Source organism: Serratia sp. Ag1, assembly GCF_000743355.1.
Taxonomy (GTDB): Bacteria; Pseudomonadota; Gammaproteobacteria; order Enterobacterales; family Enterobacteriaceae; genus Chania.
This window is the reverse complement of sequence record NZ_JQEI01000023.1, coordinates 54,751-73,222: the sequence shown is the minus strand read 5'-3', so window position 1 is coordinate 73,222 and position 18,472 is coordinate 54,751. Positions and strand designations below refer to the sequence as shown.

Annotated in this window: 14 protein-coding genes; 4 read left to right on the top strand and 10 right to left on the bottom strand. The window is 56.6% G+C overall.

What is annotated here, in order from left to right:
* Window positions 1–13 precede the first annotated feature (13 nt).
* The 5 genes from IV04_RS13655 to IV04_RS13635 form a co-directional block, all read right to left on the bottom strand.
* Complete coding sequence (locus IV04_RS13655; RefSeq protein ID WP_369794917.1) at window positions 14–1,888, bottom strand: dipeptide ABC transporter ATP-binding protein; 1,875 nt, start codon at window positions 1,886–1,888, stop codon at window positions 14–16.
* A 336-nt stretch (window positions 1,889–2,224) separates the two neighbouring features.
* On the bottom strand, window positions 2,225–3,163 hold the full coding sequence (locus tag IV04_RS13650; RefSeq protein ID WP_037394760.1) for a PstS family phosphate ABC transporter substrate-binding protein: 939 nt from the start codon (window positions 3,161–3,163) through the stop codon (window positions 2,225–2,227).
* Window positions 3,164–3,178: 15 nt separating this feature from the next.
* Window positions 3,179–4,495, bottom strand: a complete 1,317-nt coding sequence (gene phoR, locus IV04_RS13645; protein ID WP_037394762.1) for a phosphate regulon sensor histidine kinase PhoR — start codon at window positions 4,493–4,495, stop codon at window positions 3,179–3,181.
* Between the two features lie 24 nt (window positions 4,496–4,519).
* On the bottom strand, window positions 4,520–5,209 hold the full coding sequence (gene phoB / locus IV04_RS13640) for a phosphate response regulator transcription factor PhoB (RefSeq protein ID WP_037394765.1): 690 nt from the start codon (window positions 5,207–5,209) through the stop codon (window positions 4,520–4,522).
* 205 nt (window positions 5,210–5,414) lie between these two features.
* Entirely contained in the window at window positions 5,415–6,890 is a 1,476-nt protein-coding gene (locus IV04_RS13635; protein WP_037394768.1) for an IS1182 family transposase, read from the bottom strand.
* Between the two features lie 408 nt (window positions 6,891–7,298).
* Between IV04_RS13635 and sbcD the strand changes: the two genes are divergently transcribed.
* From sbcD to licT, 3 genes are all read left to right on the top strand, one after another.
* Window positions 7,299–8,522 carry an exonuclease subunit SbcD gene (gene sbcD, locus IV04_RS13630; protein WP_037394770.1) on the top strand — a complete coding sequence of 408 codons (1,224 nt, stop codon included), beginning with the start codon at window positions 7,299–7,301 and terminating at the stop codon, window positions 8,520–8,522.
* Entirely contained in the window at window positions 8,519–11,755 is a 3,237-nt protein-coding gene (gene sbcC, locus IV04_RS13625) for an exonuclease subunit SbcC (RefSeq protein ID WP_037394772.1), read from the top strand. Before sbcD ends, sbcC begins: the two co-directional genes overlap by 4 nt.
* Before the next feature lie 191 nt (window positions 11,756–11,946).
* The gene (gene licT, locus IV04_RS13620) at window positions 11,947–12,804 is read left to right on the top strand and encodes a BglG family transcription antiterminator LicT (RefSeq protein WP_037394774.1); all 858 of its coding nucleotides are present in this window, start codon (window positions 11,947–11,949) and stop codon (window positions 12,802–12,804) included.
* Window positions 12,805–12,828: 24 nt separating this feature from the next.
* Here the strand turns inward: licT and mak are convergent, their stop codons facing one another.
* A complete protein-coding gene (gene mak / locus IV04_RS13615) occupies window positions 12,829–13,734 on the bottom strand; it encodes a fructokinase (RefSeq protein ID WP_037394776.1) in 906 nt (301 codons plus the stop codon).
* 290 nt (window positions 13,735–14,024) lie between these two features.
* Here mak and IV04_RS13610 point away from each other — a divergent pair, with 290 nt between their 5' ends.
* Window positions 14,025–14,765, top strand: coding sequence for a response regulator (locus IV04_RS13610; RefSeq protein ID WP_037394779.1), 741 nt, complete (start codon window positions 14,025–14,027; stop codon window positions 14,763–14,765).
* A 49-nt stretch (window positions 14,766–14,814) separates the two neighbouring features.
* On the opposite strand, the gene IV04_RS13605 is transcribed toward IV04_RS13610, so the two are convergent.
* The 4 genes from IV04_RS13605 to IV04_RS13590 all read right to left on the bottom strand — a co-directional run bounded on the left by IV04_RS13605 (window position 14,815) and on the right by IV04_RS13590 (window position 18,468).
* Window positions 14,815–15,831 carry a carbohydrate kinase family protein gene (locus tag IV04_RS13605; RefSeq protein ID WP_037394783.1) on the bottom strand — a complete coding sequence of 339 codons (1,017 nt, stop codon included), beginning with the start codon at window positions 15,829–15,831 and terminating at the stop codon, window positions 14,815–14,817.
* On the bottom strand, window positions 15,831–16,691 hold the full coding sequence (locus IV04_RS13600; protein WP_037394785.1) for a ketose 1,6-bisphosphate aldolase: 861 nt from the start codon (window positions 16,689–16,691) through the stop codon (window positions 15,831–15,833). The genes IV04_RS13605 and IV04_RS13600 overlap by 1 nt, the downstream gene beginning before the upstream one ends.
* A gap of 11 nt (window positions 16,692–16,702) precedes the next feature.
* Entirely contained in the window at window positions 16,703–17,389 is a 687-nt protein-coding gene (locus IV04_RS13595; RefSeq protein ID WP_037394789.1) for a D-lyxose/D-mannose family sugar isomerase, read from the bottom strand.
* 137 nt (window positions 17,390–17,526) lie between these two features.
* A complete protein-coding gene (locus IV04_RS13590; RefSeq protein ID WP_037394792.1) occupies window positions 17,527–18,468 on the bottom strand; it encodes an ABC transporter substrate-binding protein in 942 nt (313 codons plus the stop codon).
* Between the last annotated feature and the right edge of the window lie 4 nt (window positions 18,469–18,472).

Here is an 18,472-nt window from a genome sequence, read left to right as displayed (position 1 = left end):
CCTAATAATGTGATTAGTTGCTCTGCGCAACGAAGTGCCCTTGAGCAATTTCTGTGTGCTGCCAAACCACCGGTTTATCCTCTACCCGGCGGGCCAGGCTCGGGATCTCCCCTTCCAGCTTCACCCGCTGTTTGCGCGCCAATGGATCCGCCACAGGCACCGCCGACAGCAGGCGTCGCGTGTAATCATGTGAGGCGGTTTCAAACACCTGGCGGCGGGAACCCAACTCCATGATCTGCCCCAGGTACAACACGGCGACCCGGTGGCTCATTTTCTCCACCACCGCCATGTCATGGCTGATAAACAGATAAGCCAGCCCCTGCTCTTGCTGGAGATCCATCAATAAATTGATAATTTGCGCCTGAATAGAGACATCCAGCGCGGAAAGCACCTCATCGGCGATGATCAGCTTTGGGTTAGACGCCAACGCCCGGGCAATACACACCCGCTGGCGCTGCCCACCGGAGAATTCATGCGGGTAACGCCGGGCCACTGATGCGCTCAAGCCCACTCGCTCGAGCAGTTCTGCCACCCGTTTGCCGATCGCCGTTTCCCCCAGAAGCAAACCGTGCGTGCGGATCGGTTCTGCGATCGAAAAGCCCACGGTCTTACGCGGATCCAGCGAAGCAAACGGATCTTGGAAAATATACTGCACTTCTTGCCGCACTCGGCTGCGCTGGGCGGCACTCATGGCCGCATAGGCCTGGCCGTTAAAGCGGATCTCCCCCGCCTGCGGGCGCAGTAATTGCTGAATAGCTCGCCCAATGGTCGACTTGCCGGAGCCGGATTCGCCCACCAGCGCCAATGTTTCACCGGGATAAATATCGAAACTGACCTGAGAGACGGCGTTGCAGACATGGGTCACGCGGCCAAACAGGCTTTTTTTGAGATCAAAACGCACCGAGAGATCGCGCACCGTCAACAAAGGTGCCTGATCGAGGCACGCTGTATCTTGAATGCGGCTGTTGCCGCTCAGCACCGGCACACCGTTTTCCAATAACGTCACCGGCATACGCTGCGGGAAATCTTTGCCCGCCATGCTGCCAAGTTTCGGTACCGCCGCCAGCAACACCTGGGTATAGGCATGCTGCGGATTGGCAAAAATCTCACGCACCGGCCCCTCTTCCACTTTCTCGCCCTGCCACATCACCACCACATCATCGGCCATTTCAGCCACCACCCCCATGTCGTGGGTGATGAAGATCACCGCCATCTGCAACTCTTGCTGAAGATCGCGGATAATCTGCAAGATTTGCGCTTGAATGGTGACATCGAGCGCGGTTGTCGGTTCGTCAGCAATCAGCAGCTTCGGGCGGCAAGCCAACGCCATGGCGATCATCACACGCTGGCGCATGCCCCCTGACAGTTGGTGCGGATAACGGCTCAACATATTTTGCGCATCGGGCAAACGCACCATTTCGAGCAGACGCTGAGCTTCGCGCAGCGCATCCTGTTTATCCCTGTTTTCATGGAGCATCAGCACTTCAGTAATCTGATCGCCAAGCGTAAAGACCGGGTTCAGCGACGTCATTGGCTCCTGAAAAATCATGGCGATCTCTTTGCCACGGAGCCGCTGCATGGCTTTTTGTTCCATCTTCAGCAGATCGCAGGTTCCCTGGTTAGCGTTGAACTGGATGCTGCCCCCCAGAAAACTTGCCCCCTGCATCTCCGCTAAACGCATGATCGACAGCGAAGTCACAGATTTGCCGGAGCCAGACTCGCCGACTATCGCCAGGGTTCGCCCTGCGGCAACCGAGAAACTCAGGTTGTTGATCACTCGGGTGTTGCCGAATGCAACGGACAGTGCCTTGACCTTCAGCAGTGGCTCGACATCAACAGGGAGGGGAACAGCCATTAGGCTAGGTGGTACATTGTTCACACTGGTCATCCTTTAGAGCGTGATGGTGGCGCGGGCTGCCGGGCATCTACCCGTCATACTTCAAGCTGCTTGGGTAGAGAACAGAGAATCAACAAAATAGGGCGTATGTTCGGCCCTTCAATGAGCGCACAGGCTTGGGCGGATGTCACCACCCTGTGTATATTTTGTCAATTTAATGTGAATTTTTGCCGTTCTGGATGCCGATATTTGTGAGAGGCTTTCAAGTTTTACCGGGCTAAAGGTTCCACGCCCCAGACCGAGAGCCAGGGAGAAACGATCGAACGTATGAGGGAAAGCGTAAAGGAAGGTGGCGAATTTACCCTGAACAGCAGGCGTTCAGCGGACCTATTCCAACCCCAGCATATCGCGCGTTTTACGCAGCGTATCCGGGGGTAATGGCAGATAACCGTCGTGATTCACCAACGCCTGCCCCTGCTGTGAAAGCACCCGATCGAGAAACGCTGCCGTCAGCGGCTCCAGCGGTTGGTTAGGGGCTTTATTAATGTAGATATACAGATAACGCGCCAATGGATAGCTGCCGTTACGCACGTTGGTTGCCGTCGGCATCACATAGTTATCACCAGATTCAGCCAGCGGCAGCAAACGCACACCGCTGGCACGAAAACCGATGCTGGCATAGCCGATGCCGCTCACCGATCCCGCCACCGCCTGCACCACCGAGGCAGAACCGGGCAATTCATTCACCCGCGCCATAAAATCACCGCCGCACAGCGCACGCAGTTTGAAGTAACCGTAGGTGCCAGAAGCCGAGTTGCGGCCAAAACGTTGCAACGTCCGCTGCGCCCAACTGCCCTGCAAACCCAACTCGCCCCAGCGCTGGATTGCGCTGCTCTCGCCACAGCGGCGGGTCGCAGAGAAGATCTGATCAAGCTGCTGCAAATTCAGCCCAGGCAGTGGATTGTCCTGATGCACCAGCAACACCAGCGCATCAACCGCCACCGGCACGGCCAACGGCGGATAACCATAGCGCTGCTCAAACGCCGCCACTTCCGCCGCTTTCATCGGTCGGCTCATCGGCCCCAGTTGGGCAGCACCGGTCGCCAACGCGGTGGGCGCCGTTGAGGAACCCGCCGCCTGAACTTGCAGGTTAACGTTAGGGTAGTGCTGGCTGAAATCCTGCCCCCACAGCGCCATCAGGTTAGCCAGCGTGTCGGAACCGGCACTGGAGAGGTTGCCGGAAAGCATTCCGTCCTGCTGCGCCAGCGCACCAGGGCTGAGCAACAGCATCAGACAAACCAGCAATCCTTGAGTGAATCGAGCCATAACCACGTCCGCGCGTTAATTTTTCACCGCATTCTCTGACAAAGCAGCGGGGACAATCAACCGATTGGGCAAGGTAAAAATAAAACGCGTACCAATACCGCGCTCACTCAGGATCTCCAGCCGCGAATCATGGTGGCTAAGCGCATGTTTAACGATCGCCAACCCCAACCCACTGCCGCCGGTCTGGCGTGAGCGCGCCTTATCAACGCGGTAAAAACGCTCAGTCAACCGTGGAATATGTTCAGCCGCAATGCCGGGCCCGCTGTCGCTCACCTGGAACTGCGCCCCTTGCGGGGTTTGCTGCCAGCTTACCTCCAGGCTGGTGCCCGGTGGCGTATGGTTAACGGCGTTGTACACCAGATTAGACACGGCGCTACGCAGTTGATCCTCATTGCCAAACACCTTGAGATTCTCGTTGATACGGAAGCTGATCGTATGATTACCGTTACTCAGCGACTGCGCTTCACGCTGCAACACCCGCAGCATCAGCGGAATATCGACCTTTTCATTCATATCAACATTCGGTGCCGCCTCAATGCGCGACAGCGTCAGCAGTTGCTTCACCAGCCCGTCCATACGCTTGGTCTGTTCCTGCATGGTGCTCAGCGCTTTGCCGCGCAGTGAACCATCAAGCTCCTGATCGCTCATCATCTCCAGGTAGCCTTGCAGCACCGTCAGCGGAGTCCGCAATTCATGGCTGACATTGGCAAAGAAGTTGCGCCGCGCCCCTTCCAACTGGCGCATCTGGGTGACATCACGCGCCACCATCAGCAATTGCCCTTCGGAATAGGGCATAACGCGGAACTCAACAAAGTGCTCATTATTCAGTTGCAGCGTCAACGGCTTAACAAATTCCTGCTGTTGCAAATACTGGCTGAATTCCGGGTAGCGCAGCAGGTTGAGAATATGCTGGCCGTTATCCTCTGGCCAGCGGAAGCCCAGCAGGTGCTGCGCCAGGCCGTTACACCAGAAAATATTGCCTTCAACGGTGGTCATGACTACCGCATCGGGCAACGATTCGGCTCCGCTGCGGAAGCGTTTGATCAACAGCGCCAGCTCACGGCGGCGGCGGCGGTTACGCTGCTGCATCTGATACAAACCGTAAAACAGCGGCTCCCAGCTCCAGCGCCCCGGCGGCGGCGTCATGCTGCGATCGACCCACAGCCAGTGTGAAAGTTTGAGTTGATTATAAAAATTCCAAGCCAGTGCAATCAGTACCGCAACCAGCAGGAACCAGGGCAGATAACCAAAAATCAGCCCCAGCAGTAAAGCAGGCAAACAAAAAAGGGCCAGCTCAAGAGCCAGCCTCTTCCAGGATAGGCGTTCTAACACGGCATCTGCTCCAACATTGCGCGGTTAATAGCGCGTTGAGAACCGGTAGCCGGTACCTCGAACGGTTTGAACCATTTTATCATGACCACTGGTCTCCAGCGCCTTACGCAGCCGGCGAATATGCACATCAACGGTACGGTCTTCTACATAAACGTTAGTGCCCCAGACGTGATTAAGCAACTGCTCGCGGCTGTAAACCCGCTCTGAGTGAGTCATAAAAAAGTGTAACAGCTTGAATTCGGTCGGCCCCATATCGAGCGCCTGCTCGTTCGCCATGACCCGGTGCGAGGAGGGATCCAGACTCAACCCTTGCATTTCAATCACTTCTTCCACGGCCATCGGCGAAATCCGGCGCATCACTGCTTTGATACGCGCCACCAACTCTTTTGGCGAGAACGGTTTGGTGATGTAATCATCCGCCCCCACTTCCAGGCCACGTACCCGATCTTCTTCTTCACCGCGTGCGGTCAACATCATCACCGGGATATCGCGGGTCAGCGTCTCGCGCTTCAGGTGCTTGATAAACTGAATACCGGAACCGCCCGGCAGCATCCAGTCAAGCAGCACCAAATCAGGGAACGGCTCGGACAGGCTCGCAATGGCACTGTCATAATCTTCGGCTTCCAACGGCTGGTAACCATTCTGTTCCAACACAAAACACACCATCTCACGGATCGGCGCTTCGTCTTCTACCACCAGTATGCGTCTTGCCATCGTCAATCCTGCCAATGTGTTAACTATTTGGGCTATATTGCGGCGCCATTATGCGTCAGTTTTATGACACTTTTATGAAAATGGCTATCACCTTATACCCAAAATAATTCGAGTTGCTTGTAGGCGGCAACTGAACGACAAACCGGTCAAAGACCGGTTTCAGACTGCTGACTAACCCCACTTTTTCAGGTGGGGTTCTTCTTTTCTAGCGACCGCAGGTCGCGATTGCGATATTTTTCCATAATACCGTCAGTTGAGCTTTCTGACCGCCTAAGCTGGCGTTCTGCCCTTCCCAAGACGCTTTCCACCACCGGTAAAAACAATAAAGAAGCGCCAGCAGCGCCATCTTTTTCATATTCTGCGCTGTCGCCGCCAGCAGGCACTGCATCTGCACTTTTGACAGTCCGCGGAACCGCGCATATCGATGACCATGGTGCTGTTTCGCATCCGCGAAGCTCCTCTCCACCGTCTCTTTGCGCCGCACGTAGATTTTCTTGCCCCATGTCGTCAGCCTTAACCTGTTCGCCTCCTCTTTCGACGCCTCCCACACATGCCGCGTTATCGTTTTCTGTGCCTTGCTGTTCTGCGTACATTGCTGCCTCTGCTCACAGCGCTGGCACACTGTCGGGGGTGAACGGTAATGCCGATAACCGTTACGGTCTGTCGTGCTGTAGATCAGCAACGCGTCTGCCGGGCACACATACACATCACGCTTCTCATCGTACCTGAAGTGCTTTTTCTGGAAGTCATTCTGACCCTTGTGCGGCCGCCGATAGCCGGGAACCAGCGCGATACCCCTTTCCTGCGTCAGATGGCACACCGCGGCGGTGAAGTAGCCCGCATCCACACCCACCGCTACCGGCTCCAGAGCGAAGCGCTCTACTTGCCGCTCAAGTCGCCCGATAAAGGGTTGGCTATCATGGACATTGCCCGGTGTCACATGCGTATCCAGGATGATGCCGTGCTTCCCGTCCACCGTGCGGTGGTCCAGATAGAAGAAGCCCTTCGGTTTGTTGTCCCGGTGCATAAAGCCGCTGTCCGGGTCAGTGGTGCTGACTTTGGTGTTCTTAACGGCGACAGCGTTTTCGGATGTCTTTTTTACGGCGGGCAACGGCTTTTTTGCGTGCTTCTTCCTGTCAGCCCCCACGGCAGCATCAAGCTGCTCCAAATATTCACTGACGCCCACCGGACGTTCTTCATTCACCGCCTTGCGCGGGTTGGCGTCGGCTTTCAGGTGAGTGCTGTCGGTGTAGAGAACACGCCCGTTAGCCATGCCACGGCTGAGAGCCTGTTCTACGATGTGGTCGAAAATCTGCTGGAAGACATCACTGTCGTTGAAGCGGCGGAGACGGTTCTGGCTCAGGGTGGAGGCATCAGGGACTTTTTCAGTCAGCCCCATACGCAGGAACCAACGATAAGCGACATTGACCTGTATTTCCTTGACCAGACGGCGCTCACTGGGAATACCGAAGAGATAGCCCAGCAGCATCATTTTAATCAGACGAACGGGGTCAATGGCGGGTCTGCCGTTATCAGGACAGTAGAGATGAGCCACGGCGTCGCGGATAAATTCAAAATCGATGGTGGCATCAATTTTACGCACCAGATGGTCTTCAGGAACCAACTCATCGAGGGTGATGGTTTCAAACTGATATTGCTGGGGAGAGGGTGTTTTGAGCATGGCAGTCAGTCCATTTTTTGCACTGACCTTATTAGATCAAAGTCCTGGCCTCACGACCAGGACTTTGTCATCAATCTGAAACCGGTCAAAGACCGGTTTGAACAGCGCTTGCGCTGGCCCGCAGGGTGAGCCTCTTTGAGGCTCATAATCCCCAGGAGTTTACTCAAGTAAGTGACTGGGGTGAGTGACAAAGCTGCGAAAGCAGATTTGAACGCTGCTTGCAGCGGCCCCGAAGGGGCGAGGCCCTGTCAGGGCCGAGTAACGCAGCCAACACCCAAGCAACTTGAAGTATGACGGGCATAGATAGTTCAAGATGGTGGGCTACTATCCAATCCCGGTGATTGCACCACGACAGCGCGCCTCAGCCTTCTTATAATCACCCCACTCTAGTTTTACGCAGGGAGCCTCATGCGCCTGATTCATACTTCCGACTGGCATCTGGGCCAATACTTTTTCACCAAAAGCCGCGCCGCCGAACATCAGGCCTTTTTACGCTGGCTGATCGCACAGGTGGAACAGCAACAGGTGGATGCGCTGATCGTCGCTGGAGATCTGTTCGACACCGGTTCCCCACCAAGCTACGCACGTGAACTGTACAACCGCTTTGTGGTGGAATTACAGCGCACTGGCTGCCAGTTGGTGATCCTCGGTGGCAACCATGATTCCGTGGCCACGCTCAATGAATCGCGCGAACTGCTTTCCTGCCTGAATACTACCGTGATTGCCAACGCGCAAACGACGCTTGAACAGCAGATCCTGGTGCTCAAACAGCGCAACGGCCAACCGGGTGCCATACTGTGTGCCGCACCGTTCCTGCGCCCGCGCGATCTGCTCACCAGCCGCGCGGGTGAATCCGGCACGCAAAAACAGCAGGCTTTACAGGAAGCCATCGCCGAGCATTATCACCATCTGTATCAGGCCGCCTGCGCGCGCCGCGATGCGCTGGGTCTGCGGTTGCCGATCGTAGCGACCGGCCACTTAACCACCGTAGGGGTTACCACTTCCGATTCGGTGCGCGATATCTATATCGGCACGTTGGATGCCTTCCCGGCACAGGCGTTCCCCCCTGCCGACTACATTGCCCTCGGCCATATCCACCGCGCGCAGAACGTGGCTAAATCCGAACATATTCGCTACAGCGGTTCGCCGATCCCACTTAGTTTTGACGAGCTGGGTAAAAGCAAAAGCGTATTTATGGTCGATTTCGCCGATGGCGCTCTGCAACAGGTTAGCGCGCTGGAAGTCCCCACCTTCCAACCCATGCAACTGCTCAAAGGCGATGTCCAGCAGATTGAACAACAGCTGCAGCAATTCGCTGATTATCAAGGGGAGTTGCCAGTTTGGCTGGATATCGAAGTGGCCACGCAGGATTATCTCAGCGATGTTCAACGCCGTATCCAGCAATTGGCTGATGAGTTGCCGGTCGAAGTCTTGCTGTTGCGGCGCAGCAAAGAACAGCGCCGCCTGGCGATCGTCCAGCAGGACAAAGAAACCCTGAATGAATTGAGCGTGGGCGACGTCTTCGAACGGCGGCTGGCGCTGGAGAGTGACATGCCTGAACCCCGCCAGCACAGGATGCGCCAGATGTTCCAGCAGGTGGTTGAAACGCTGCATCAGGAGCCTTCCGCATGAAGATCCTCAGCCTGCGTTTGAAAAACCTCAACTCGCTGCAGGGCGAGTGGAAAATCGACTTCACCGCCGAACCTTTCGCCAGCAATGGATTATTCGCCATCACCGGCCCGACCGGCGCGGGCAAAACCACGCTGCTGGATGCCATTTGTCTGGCGCTGTACCACCAGACGCCCCGGTTGAACGTCACGCCAAGCCAAAACGAACTGATGACGCGGCATACCGCCGAATCGCTGGCGGAAGTGGAGTTTGAGGTGAAAGGCATCGGCTATCGCGCCTTCTGGAGCCAGCGCCGCGCCAAAAACGATCCCACCGGTAACTTGCAGGCCCCGAAAGTCGAGCTGGCTTTGCGGGAAAACGGCAAGATCCTGGCAGACAAAGTGCGCGATAAGCTGGATCTGACCGCCTCAATTACCGGGCTGGATTTTGGCCGTTTCACTAAATCAATGATGCTGTCGCAAGGGCAATTTGCCGCGTTTCTCAATGCTGACGCCAACGATCGCGCCGAACTGCTGGAAGAACTGACCGGCACCGAGATCTATGGCAGGCTGTCCGAACGGGTATTTGAGCAGCACAAGCAGGCGAAAACCGATCTGGATGCCCTGCATCATCGCGCCAGCGGCATTGAGCTGATGAATGATGAGCAACGCCAAATCTTAACCAACCAGCTCGCTGCACTCAGCGCGGAGGAACAACAGCTTAGCCAGTTGGCGCAGCAGCGCCAGCATCAGTTGAACTGGCTGCAGCAGTGGCACCACTCCCAACAGCAATTGCAGGAGTATCAGCAGCAACTCAGCGCCGTGCAGCAAGATCATCAGCAGGCGGAACCGCAGTTGCAGCAGTTGGCGCGCAGCGAACCGGCAGAAAAACTGCGACCGCTATTGGAGGCTCGCCACCGCTGCCAGCAGGATAACCAGGATCTGCAACAGCAGATCGCGCGGTTAGTCCAACAGCAGCAACAGCAATTGGCGCAAATTGTGCCACTGCAACAGCAGTGGGAACTGGCACAAACGGCAAAACAGGCACAGGTTGCGCATCAACAGCAACAACAGACCCTGATCGATGAAGTGCTGCCGCTCGATCAGCAGATTAACCTATTGCAAATCACGCTGGCCGAAACGCAAAAAAATCTTACCGACAGCCAGAATCAGCATCAGGAACGCAGTCATACGCTGGAACAATTGACCAACCAGCGCGCACAGCTTGCCAATCAGTTTGCGCAATCGCAGGCGCAGCAGGCCAAACTGACCACCGCGCTGGAACAGCAGCAACAACAGCAAGCGGCGTTGGAAACGCAGTCTCCGCAAGAGCAACTGCGTCAGCGCCAAACCGAGCTGACCGAACTGCGACCGGTGCGCCAACGGTTATCCAATCTGGCGTTACTGTTTCAACAAGGCCAGCAGCATCTGGAGCAGCAACGGCTGGAGTTTGACGCGCGCCAAAAGCAGTTGGCTGCAGCAGAAACGCAGCTTGAGCAAATCCGCTCACAGTACAAACAGCACAAAGCGCATCTCAATGACCTTGAGAAAACCTACGAGTTGGAAAAACGGATCGTCAGCCTGGAGGCGGAACGTGCCCGGCTGCAAACCGGCGAACCCTGCCCGCTGTGCGGCTCCACCCAGCACCCGGCGATTGCCCAGTATCAGGCGGTGAAATCTTCGGAAACCGAGCAACGCCTGGCCGAAATGCGGGCGAAAGACCAAGCGCTGCACACGCAAGGCACGGAGTTGCGCGCGCGTTGCGAAAACCTGAAAGAGCAGCAACAGCAGCTACAATCGCAATTGGAACGGCAACAGCAGCAACAGGAACAGCATCTGCAAGGTTGGCAGGTACTCAGCGCGCCGCTGGCATTAGACTTCACCCTGCACGACGCACAGCACCTGAACGATTGGCTGGCGGCTTGTGATCAAGAAGAAAACCAGGTTCAGCAACGGCTGTTGCAGCACCAGCAGGCCGCCCACACCGTTCAGCAGGCCAAAGATGCACTCAACGCCCTGCAACGCGAGCAGCAAAAAAACCAGCAGGATATCGCGCTGCTGGAAGAACGTTTTGGTCTGCTGCAAACCAACCATGCCGAAGCCCTGCGCCAGCTTGAAAAGTTACAACAATTGGCACAGCAGCAAGCACAACAGCTGGCCGAATTGCGCCACCAGCGCAGCGCCTTGTTGGGTGAACAGCAGGTAGCGCAAGTCCGCCAACGGTTGCAGGCGGCACAAACGGCCTGTGATGACGCCTTGAAACAGGCGGCAGAGCAGCTCAGCCAAGCACAAGAGCAGCGCGAACGCTTAAAGGGCCAGCTCACCGGTCTGCAACAGCAGCAACAACAGCAGGCCGAACGCTTGCAACAGGCTGAACAGCAGTGGCTGCAGGCGCTCGCCAACAGCGAATTTGCCGATGAAGCTGCACTGCGCACCGCCCTGCTCGAAGAGAGCTTGCGCCAGCAATTGCAACAGCAGAAAGAGCAGCTCCAGCAGCGCCAACTGCAGGCCAGCACTCTGTTAGCGCAGGCGGCGCAAACGCTGGAACAGCAACGCATGAGCCGCCCGGCGGATCTGGATGAGGCGCTGGCGACTCCGGAAGCCCTCAGTCAGCTCGCCGAACAGTTGAAAACGCTGCAACTGCGCCAAGGTGAAGTACGCAACCAGTTAAGCAGCGATGCGGATCGCCGCTTAAACCAGCAGGCGCTGTTTGAGCAGATCGCCCAAAGCCAGCAGCAGTATGACGACTGGAGCACGCTCAATCAGTTGATTGGTTCGAAAGAAGGCGACAAGTTCCGCAAATTTGCCCAAGGGTTAACCCTCGATCATCTGGTGTATCTGGCCAACCACCAGCTTGGCCGCTTGCACGGGCGCTACCTGTTGCAGCGCAAAACCAGCGACGCGCTGGAGTTGCAGGTGGTGGATACCTGGCAAGCCGACGCTCTACGCGACACCCGCACTCTGTCCGGCGGCGAGAGTTTCCTGGTCAGCCTGGCGCTGGCCTTAGCGCTGTCGGACTTGGTCAGCCATAAAACCAGCATTGACTCGCTATTTCTTGATGAAGGCTTCGGCACGTTGGACGCCGAAACCCTCGATACCGCGCTGGATGCCCTCGACAGCCTCAATGCCACCGGCAAAACCATCGGCGTCATCAGCCATGTCGAAGCCATGAAAGAGCGCATTCCGGTGCAGATCAAGGTGAAAAAGGTTAACGGGCTGGGCGTCAGCAGGCTTGACGCGCAATTCCGCGTCGAATGAGCGGAAGAGAACGCGATAAAATGTGATCGCGGCGGCAGTACAAAGCGAAACGCGTTGAGCCAGGGCTGGCAGTGGTTATTATGCAGCAGATAAAAGGATTGTTACTGTAACACAGGCAAAACCTGACCTCTGGGATCGCTCCTGGGCGTCGGGTTTTTTCTTTTTCAGCGGGCTGAAAACCAGGAATAGCCATGAAAATCGCTAAAATACTCAATAATAACGTAGTGATTACGCTGAATGACCATCAGGAAGAAACGGTGGTTATGGGTCGTGGCATCGGCTTTAAAAAGAAAGCCGGTGATAGCATCGATGAAAGCCTGATCGAGAAGGTATTTACCCTCAACAGCGGCGAGATGAGCGAACGTTACAAAGAGCTGCTGGCCGAGATCCCGCTGGCCTGCATTACCACCGCCGACCGCATTATCACCCTCGCCCGCCAGCGGCTGCCGGGGAAGTTGCACAACATCGTCTACATCACCCTGACCGACCATATCCATTTCGCGCTGCAGCGCCATGCGCAGGGGTTGGATATCAAGAATGTGTTGCTGTGGGAAATCAAAAAGCTCTACCCGAACGAATTCGCTCTCGGGCTGGAAGCCTTGACGATCATCGCCCAACGCCTGCAAACCCAGTTGCCAGAAGACGAAGCCGGATTTATTGCCCTGCACCTGGTCAACGCCCAGCTCAATGACGAAATGCACAACACCCTGCATATCACCCGCGTGATGCAGGAGATCCTGAATATCGTCAAATACCATTTCCGCTTTGATTACAATGAAGAAGCGCTCAGCTATCACCGCTTCGTCACCCATCTCAAATTCTTCGCTCAGCGCCTGCTGGGGAAAAACTACGTCGATAGCGACGATGACTCGCTGTATCAGGTAGTGAAAGACAAATATCACGAGTCATTCGCCTGTGCTGGCAAAATCAACCAGCACATCGAAAAGCACTATCAGCACCGGCTGACCCGCGAAGAGATGATGTTTCTCACCATTCACATTGAACGGGTACGCAGCGAAAGCGAGGGGAATTACATCGCCAAGGAGTGAGGCTGCCCTCCTTGGCAACAGCCATTACTGCGGCCACAACCAGGCCGCGCCGCGCACGCCGCTGGAATCGCCGTGGACCGCTTTGCGGATTGGGGTTTCACATTCGCCGCCGAATACCCAAGGCTTCACCAACTGCGGCACATGCTGGTACAGGCGCTCAACGTTGCTCATACCGCCCCCGAGGACGATCACGTCTGGGTCAAACAGATTGATCACGTGCGCCAACGACTTCGCCAGCCGCATTTCATAGCGGGCAATCGCCTGCTCGGCAGTGGCATCCTGCTGTTGCACCAGCGCCATGATCTCGCTCCCTTTTAACCCAGTGCCGCTCAGCCGCGCGTAGTCGGTAGCAAAGCCGGTGCCGGAGATAAAGGTCTCGATACAGCCCTGTTTGCCGCAGTAGCAAGGCACTTCTGCGCGAAAGCGCAGTTCGTCGTCATCCAGCCAAGGCAGCGGGTTATGGCCCCATTCACCGGAAATACCGTTACCCCCGGCATGTACCTGGCCGTTAATCGCCACGCCCGCACCGCAACCGGTGCCAATAATCACCGCAAACACCGTTTGGCAGCCTGCGGCTGCACCATCGGTGGCTTCCGACACCGCCAGGCAGTTAGCGTCATTAGCCAGCCGCACTTCACGCGCTAGCATAGCCGAAAGATGTTTATCCAGCGGTTGGCCATTCAGCCAGGTCGAGTTGGCATTTTTCACCAGCCCGGTAAAGGGCGATAGCGTGCCGGGGATGCCGACGCCAACCGACCCCTGCTGGCCGGTTTGCTCTTCCGCCAGTCTCACCAGCCCCACAATCGCCTCCAGCGTCTGCTGATAGTCATGGCGCGGCGTGGCGATACGATGGCGGAACAGTTCCCGCCCGTCATTGGCTAACGCGATCACTTCAATTTTGGTGCCACCCAGATCAATACCAATGCGCACGATTTTTCTCCTCAACGCACGACGATAACTGCTCTTTAGCCTAATGTAAGCCGCGCTTGGAATCACGCGATTCACACCGAATGTGACGATGCTGGCAATTTCCGCATCCGGCGGTGGTTGACTACCGCTGATACACTCAATAATCCGCATTGCAGGCAGGCGGGGCGGCCAACCTGCGCCGAGTCACGCCGCCAACGCAGGTGCAGCTTGAAACGGGGTAAATCCCTTCAGGCACACTGCCTTGAACTGGTTGATAACCTTCATAGCCATACAAAATCAGGAGAGCAGCGATGAAACCTGCCGTGCTGATCGTTGATGACGATCCGGCCATTTGTGAGTTACTCAATGACGTGCTGCATGAGCACGTGTTTACCGTACACACCTGCCACCGGGGGAGCGATGCGTTAACGCTGCTCAGCCAACAACCGGATATTGCACTGGTTCTGCTCGATCTGATCCTGCCAGACACCAACGGGTTACTGGTGCTGCAACAGATCCACCGCCTGCGGCCAGATCTGCCGGTAGTGATGTTGACCGGCCTTGGCTCCGAGTCCGACGTGGTGGTCGGGCTGGAGATGGGGGCCGATGATTACATCGCCAAACCCTTTAACCCACGGGTCGTGGTCGCTCGCGCCAAAGCGGTGCTGCGCCGCACCGGGGCGCTGGCGCTCGATCCCGTGATACCCAGCCACAACCTGCCCGAAGGTTGGCAGTTTAACGGCTGGTGCCTGGATACCACCCATTGCACCTTGCAGAATCCGCAGCGGCAAACCGTCGATCTCACTCAAGGCGAATATGGCCTGCTGCTGGCGCTGGTGCAGCATGCCCGTAAAGTCCTGACGCGCGATCGCCTGCTGGAACTAACCCACAGCGAAACGCTGGAAGTGTTTGATCGCACCATCGATGTGCTCATTATGCGCCTGCGCCGCAAGATCGAAACCAATCCACATCAGCCAGAACTGATCCGCACCATTCGCGGGCTGGGCTATGTATTTGCTGCCGATGTCAGCCAGCCAACCGCTGCGGTCTGATATCCCCGGCATACTTCAGGTTGCTTGGTTGTTGGCTGCGCGCTGTCGCCTACAGGCAACTCGAATTATTGAGGGTAATATACGCCATCAATTCTGCTAATGGCCGTGCACCATCGATCGCGTTGGCACACAGCAGGTTAAAACGGGCACAGGTATGTGCCAGTTGCAGCGTTTCTTCTAACGGCCAGTTTTCATGGCTGGCATACAGCACACCAGCACAGAACGCATCCCCCGCCCCAACGCTGCCAACAATTTGGGCCGCATCCAAAGGCCAGGAAGGCTGCCAACGTGCTGCGCCGTTCCGCTCCAGCCCATAAGCGCCCTCAGGGCAGTGGATCACCACCCGCCGCCGCACACCTTCGTTCATCAGCTGTTCTGCAGCCTGCGCCATTAAATGCTGTTGCAAGGTGCCATCGGCGGCACGCAGTACCAGCCCGGTAAACTCCCCGGCTTCCAGTTCGTTGATCACCAGATAATCCAGCCAGCGCAATGCGGGCAACACCAGCGGGCGATAGCGCGGATCGCCCTGGCGCGAAACCAGATCCAGTGAAGTGTGATAACCGCGTTGCTGCATCTGTGCCAGCAACCGCGCACTGCGTGTACCAAACTCCGCATCGGAGCGATCCAGGCTGTCGAGCAACAGCAGATAACCCAGGTGAAAAATCTTGTGCTCGCTGTTAACCCGCTCAAAAGCGGCCAAATCCAGCAGGCGGTTAGCCCCTGGAGCATGAAAGAACGTGCGCTGCCCACCTGGTTCGGTCATCACCTGTGTCATCGCGGTCATCGCCTGCGGGTTACGCTGCACCCCACGGTGCTCAACCTGATGCTGCTCCAGCATTTGCAGCAGGTAATCGCCGTCAGCATCGCAACCAATCAGCCCGATCGCCGCCAGCGGCAGCCCCGTCTGCATGCGCGCCAGCGTCAGCAATACGTTGAGCGGCGCACCACCGCTGGCCCGTTCGCTATGCTCAATCTCTACCAACCAGCCGGGCTGCGGCCAGTGGGCGATCTGATGCACGTGATCCACCAGCATATTGCCAGCCGCAAGAATACCGCGCCGCTTCATTACAGCCGCCCGGCGCTGCCGAAGATCTGCATCTGCTGCTGCACCACTTCACTGATTGACTGTTCGATCGCCAGCAGCACTTCGGCAAACTCATCATAAATCGCGTGGCGCTGTGCTATACGCTGCTCGATCGTTGCCAGCGCGGCCTGCGACATCCCGGTGTAAAAGTTGATCTTGTGGATACCTGAAGCAATGGCGCGTTTGAAATCGGCATCACTGATCCCGGAACCGCCGTGCAGCACCAGCGGTAACCCCGTCTGCTGCTGGATCGCCGCCAGGCGGGCAAAATCCAGTCGTGGCTCCCCTTTGTATTTACCGTGTGCGTTGCCAATCGCCACCGCTAACGCATCGATACCGGTGTGCCTGACAAACTCCCGCGCCCGTTCTGGATCGGTAAATTTGTTGCTGTCCGCCTCACCGTACAGCGCGCCGCCTTCATCACCGCCCACCGCGCCCAGTTCGGCCTCAACCGAAACCCCCACGGCGTGGCACATGCGCACCACTTCTTTGGTCTGGCGCAGATTCTCTTCATAGCTCAAACCCGAACCATCAAACATCACCGAGCTGAAGCCCAACCGCAACGCCTGTACGATTGCCTCAAAATGCAGGCCGTGATCGAGGTTCAGCACCACCGGAATATCGTGCTGTGCCACTTCGCTTTTAATCGCCGCTACCAGAGATTCCAACGAGACATATTTGAAATGCACTTCGGCGATATTAATGATAAACGGCGATCGCGCCTGCTTGGCGGCGTTGAACAAGGCGCGTAGAAAGTGGCTGTCGAGTACGTTAAATGCCCCCAGGGCATAGCCGTGCTGGCGCGCATGGGCCAGCCCTTGTGCCAATGAAATCAAAGCCATGGTATTACCCCTTACTCAATAAAGCCCAAATACTCATTGCACAGCAGCCACTTTGGCGGCTGATCTTCTTCGATCCGATCAAAACGGCTGAGGGGCTTCAGGAAGCGGTTATCGGTGTCGTCATCGTTCACCATCGACACCTCCCCGACCAGTACGTCGCCAAAGCCTTCTTCACCCCAAAAACTGTGGTAGATCCCCGGTGTCAGGCAAATGCTCTCCCCCGGAGCCAGGCGCAGGCGTGAGCCCGCTGCGTGGGTCTGGCGGCAACCGTCGAGCACTACCGTCACTTCCTCTGCCGCCAGTTGCCCTTGTGGATCGGCCTTGTGCAGTTCAATAACCAGGTTGCCACCGCCACGATTAATGATGTCCTCACTCTTGTGCCAGTGAAAATGCATCGGCGTCACCTGCGCTTCGCGGCAGTGCATCACCTTTTCCGCATAGCATTTGCTGTACGGCTGGCCGCTGGGGGAACCGTTACGCAGCGTGAACAGCGTCAGGCCACAGTGGGTAAAATCATCTTCACCGAAGGCGGTGACGTCCCACCCCAGCTTCAGGTCGAACACTTCCTGCCAGGGTTTACGATCGATTTTTTGCCACACCTGTGGGCTGAAATGAGCAAAAGGCGGTAAATGGACGCCGTGCTGAACGAAGAAATGCCGGGTCTGCTGTAAGATCTGGTTCACGCTGGAACGTTTCATCCTGCCTCCTGAGTGGACTCCTGTTCACATCTTAAGACTGCGGACGCATGTTTGGGTTTATTCGGTAACGCGGTGAATGCAACCGAGCTGGGGGCTCAAGAGCCCCCTCTCACCCCAACCTGAGCGGGATGCGACGGTTATTTCACCGTCCAGCCTTTGTAGCTGCCGATATTGTTTTTATCGATCAGGGTAACCGGGATCAGCACTGGCCCTGTCGGTGCCGGTTTGCCTTGCAGAATGTCATAGCCGATCTCTACCGCTTTCGCCGCCATCACCTGCGGATCCTGCGCCGGAGTCGCGACAAACAGCGAGTTACCGCGTTTTAACGCTTCTTCACCATCCGGTGAACCATCAACACCGGCGATAAAGAATTCGTTGCGTTGCGCCTGCTTGGCGGCCAGATCGGCGCCAATCGCCGTCGGATCGTTAATCGCAAACACCCCGTCAATATGTGGGTTCGCCGCCAACAGAGAAGTCATAATCTCCAGCCCACCCTCACGGCTGCCCTTGGCATTCTGGTTATGGGAAAGCAGCTTGATCTCCGGGTGTTTCTTCAGTTCGTTCATACAGCCTTCTACCCGGTTTTGTACTGCAGAAACCGGCGGCCCGTTAATGATCACCACGTTGCCTTTGTTTTTCAGCCGATCAGAAATGTACTTACAGGCCATTTCCCCCGCCTGGGTGTTATCAGAAGTAATGGTGGCATCGGCACCGTCTGCCGCCACGTCCACCGCTACCACCACAATCCCGGCGTCTTTAGCGCGCTTCACCGCCGGGCCGATACCTTTGGAGTCGGCAGCGTTCAGGATGATCATATCGACCTTGGCAGCGATAAAGTTATCGATCTGCGCCACCTGTTGCCCCAGATCGTAACCACTCGACACCAGCGTAACGTTGACCTTATCCCCCGCCAGTTCACGCGCTTTCAGCTCCGCGCCTTTGGTGATCTGCACAAAGAACGGGTTAGCCAGATCGCCCACCGTCACCCCAATCGATTTCAACTCTTTCGCCTGTACCAGCGTGGCGCTGCCCAACGCAGCAGTTACCAGTAAAGCGGTCATCAATGGCTTGAAACGCATAGTG

Excerpts from the sequence above, each read along its gene's own strand:
- IV04_RS13655 (WP_369794917.1), bottom strand. The coding sequence starts at position 1,888 with ATGACCAGTGTGAACAATGTACCACCTAGCCTAATGGCTGTTCCCCTC.
- IV04_RS13650 (WP_037394760.1), bottom strand. The coding sequence starts at position 3,163 with ATGGCTCGATTCACTCAAGGATTGCTGGTTTGTCTGATGCTGTTGCTC.
- phoB (WP_037394765.1), bottom strand. The coding sequence starts at position 5,209 with ATGGCAAGACGCATACTGGTGGTAGAAGACGAAGCGCCGATCCGTGAG.
- IV04_RS13635 (WP_037394768.1), bottom strand. The coding sequence starts at position 6,890 with ATGCTCAAAACACCCTCTCCCCAGCAATATCAGTTTGAAACCATCACC.
- sbcD (WP_037394770.1), top strand. The coding sequence starts at position 7,299 with ATGCGCCTGATTCATACTTCCGACTGGCATCTGGGCCAATACTTTTTC.
- sbcC (WP_037394772.1), top strand. The coding sequence starts at position 8,519 with ATGAAGATCCTCAGCCTGCGTTTGAAAAACCTCAACTCGCTGCAGGGC.
- licT (WP_037394774.1), top strand. The coding sequence starts at position 11,947 with ATGAAAATCGCTAAAATACTCAATAATAACGTAGTGATTACGCTGAAT.
- IV04_RS13610 (WP_037394779.1), top strand. The coding sequence starts at position 14,025 with ATGAAACCTGCCGTGCTGATCGTTGATGACGATCCGGCCATTTGTGAG.
- IV04_RS13605 (WP_037394783.1), bottom strand. The coding sequence starts at position 15,831 with ATGAAGCGGCGCGGTATTCTTGCGGCTGGCAATATGCTGGTGGATCAC.
- IV04_RS13600 (WP_037394785.1), bottom strand. The coding sequence starts at position 16,691 with ATGGCTTTGATTTCATTGGCACAAGGGCTGGCCCATGCGCGCCAGCAC.
- IV04_RS13595 (WP_037394789.1), bottom strand. The coding sequence starts at position 17,389 with ATGAAACGTTCCAGCGTGAACCAGATCTTACAGCAGACCCGGCATTTC.
- IV04_RS13590 (WP_037394792.1), bottom strand. The coding sequence starts at position 18,468 with ATGCGTTTCAAGCCATTGATGACCGCTTTACTGGTAACTGCTGCGTTG.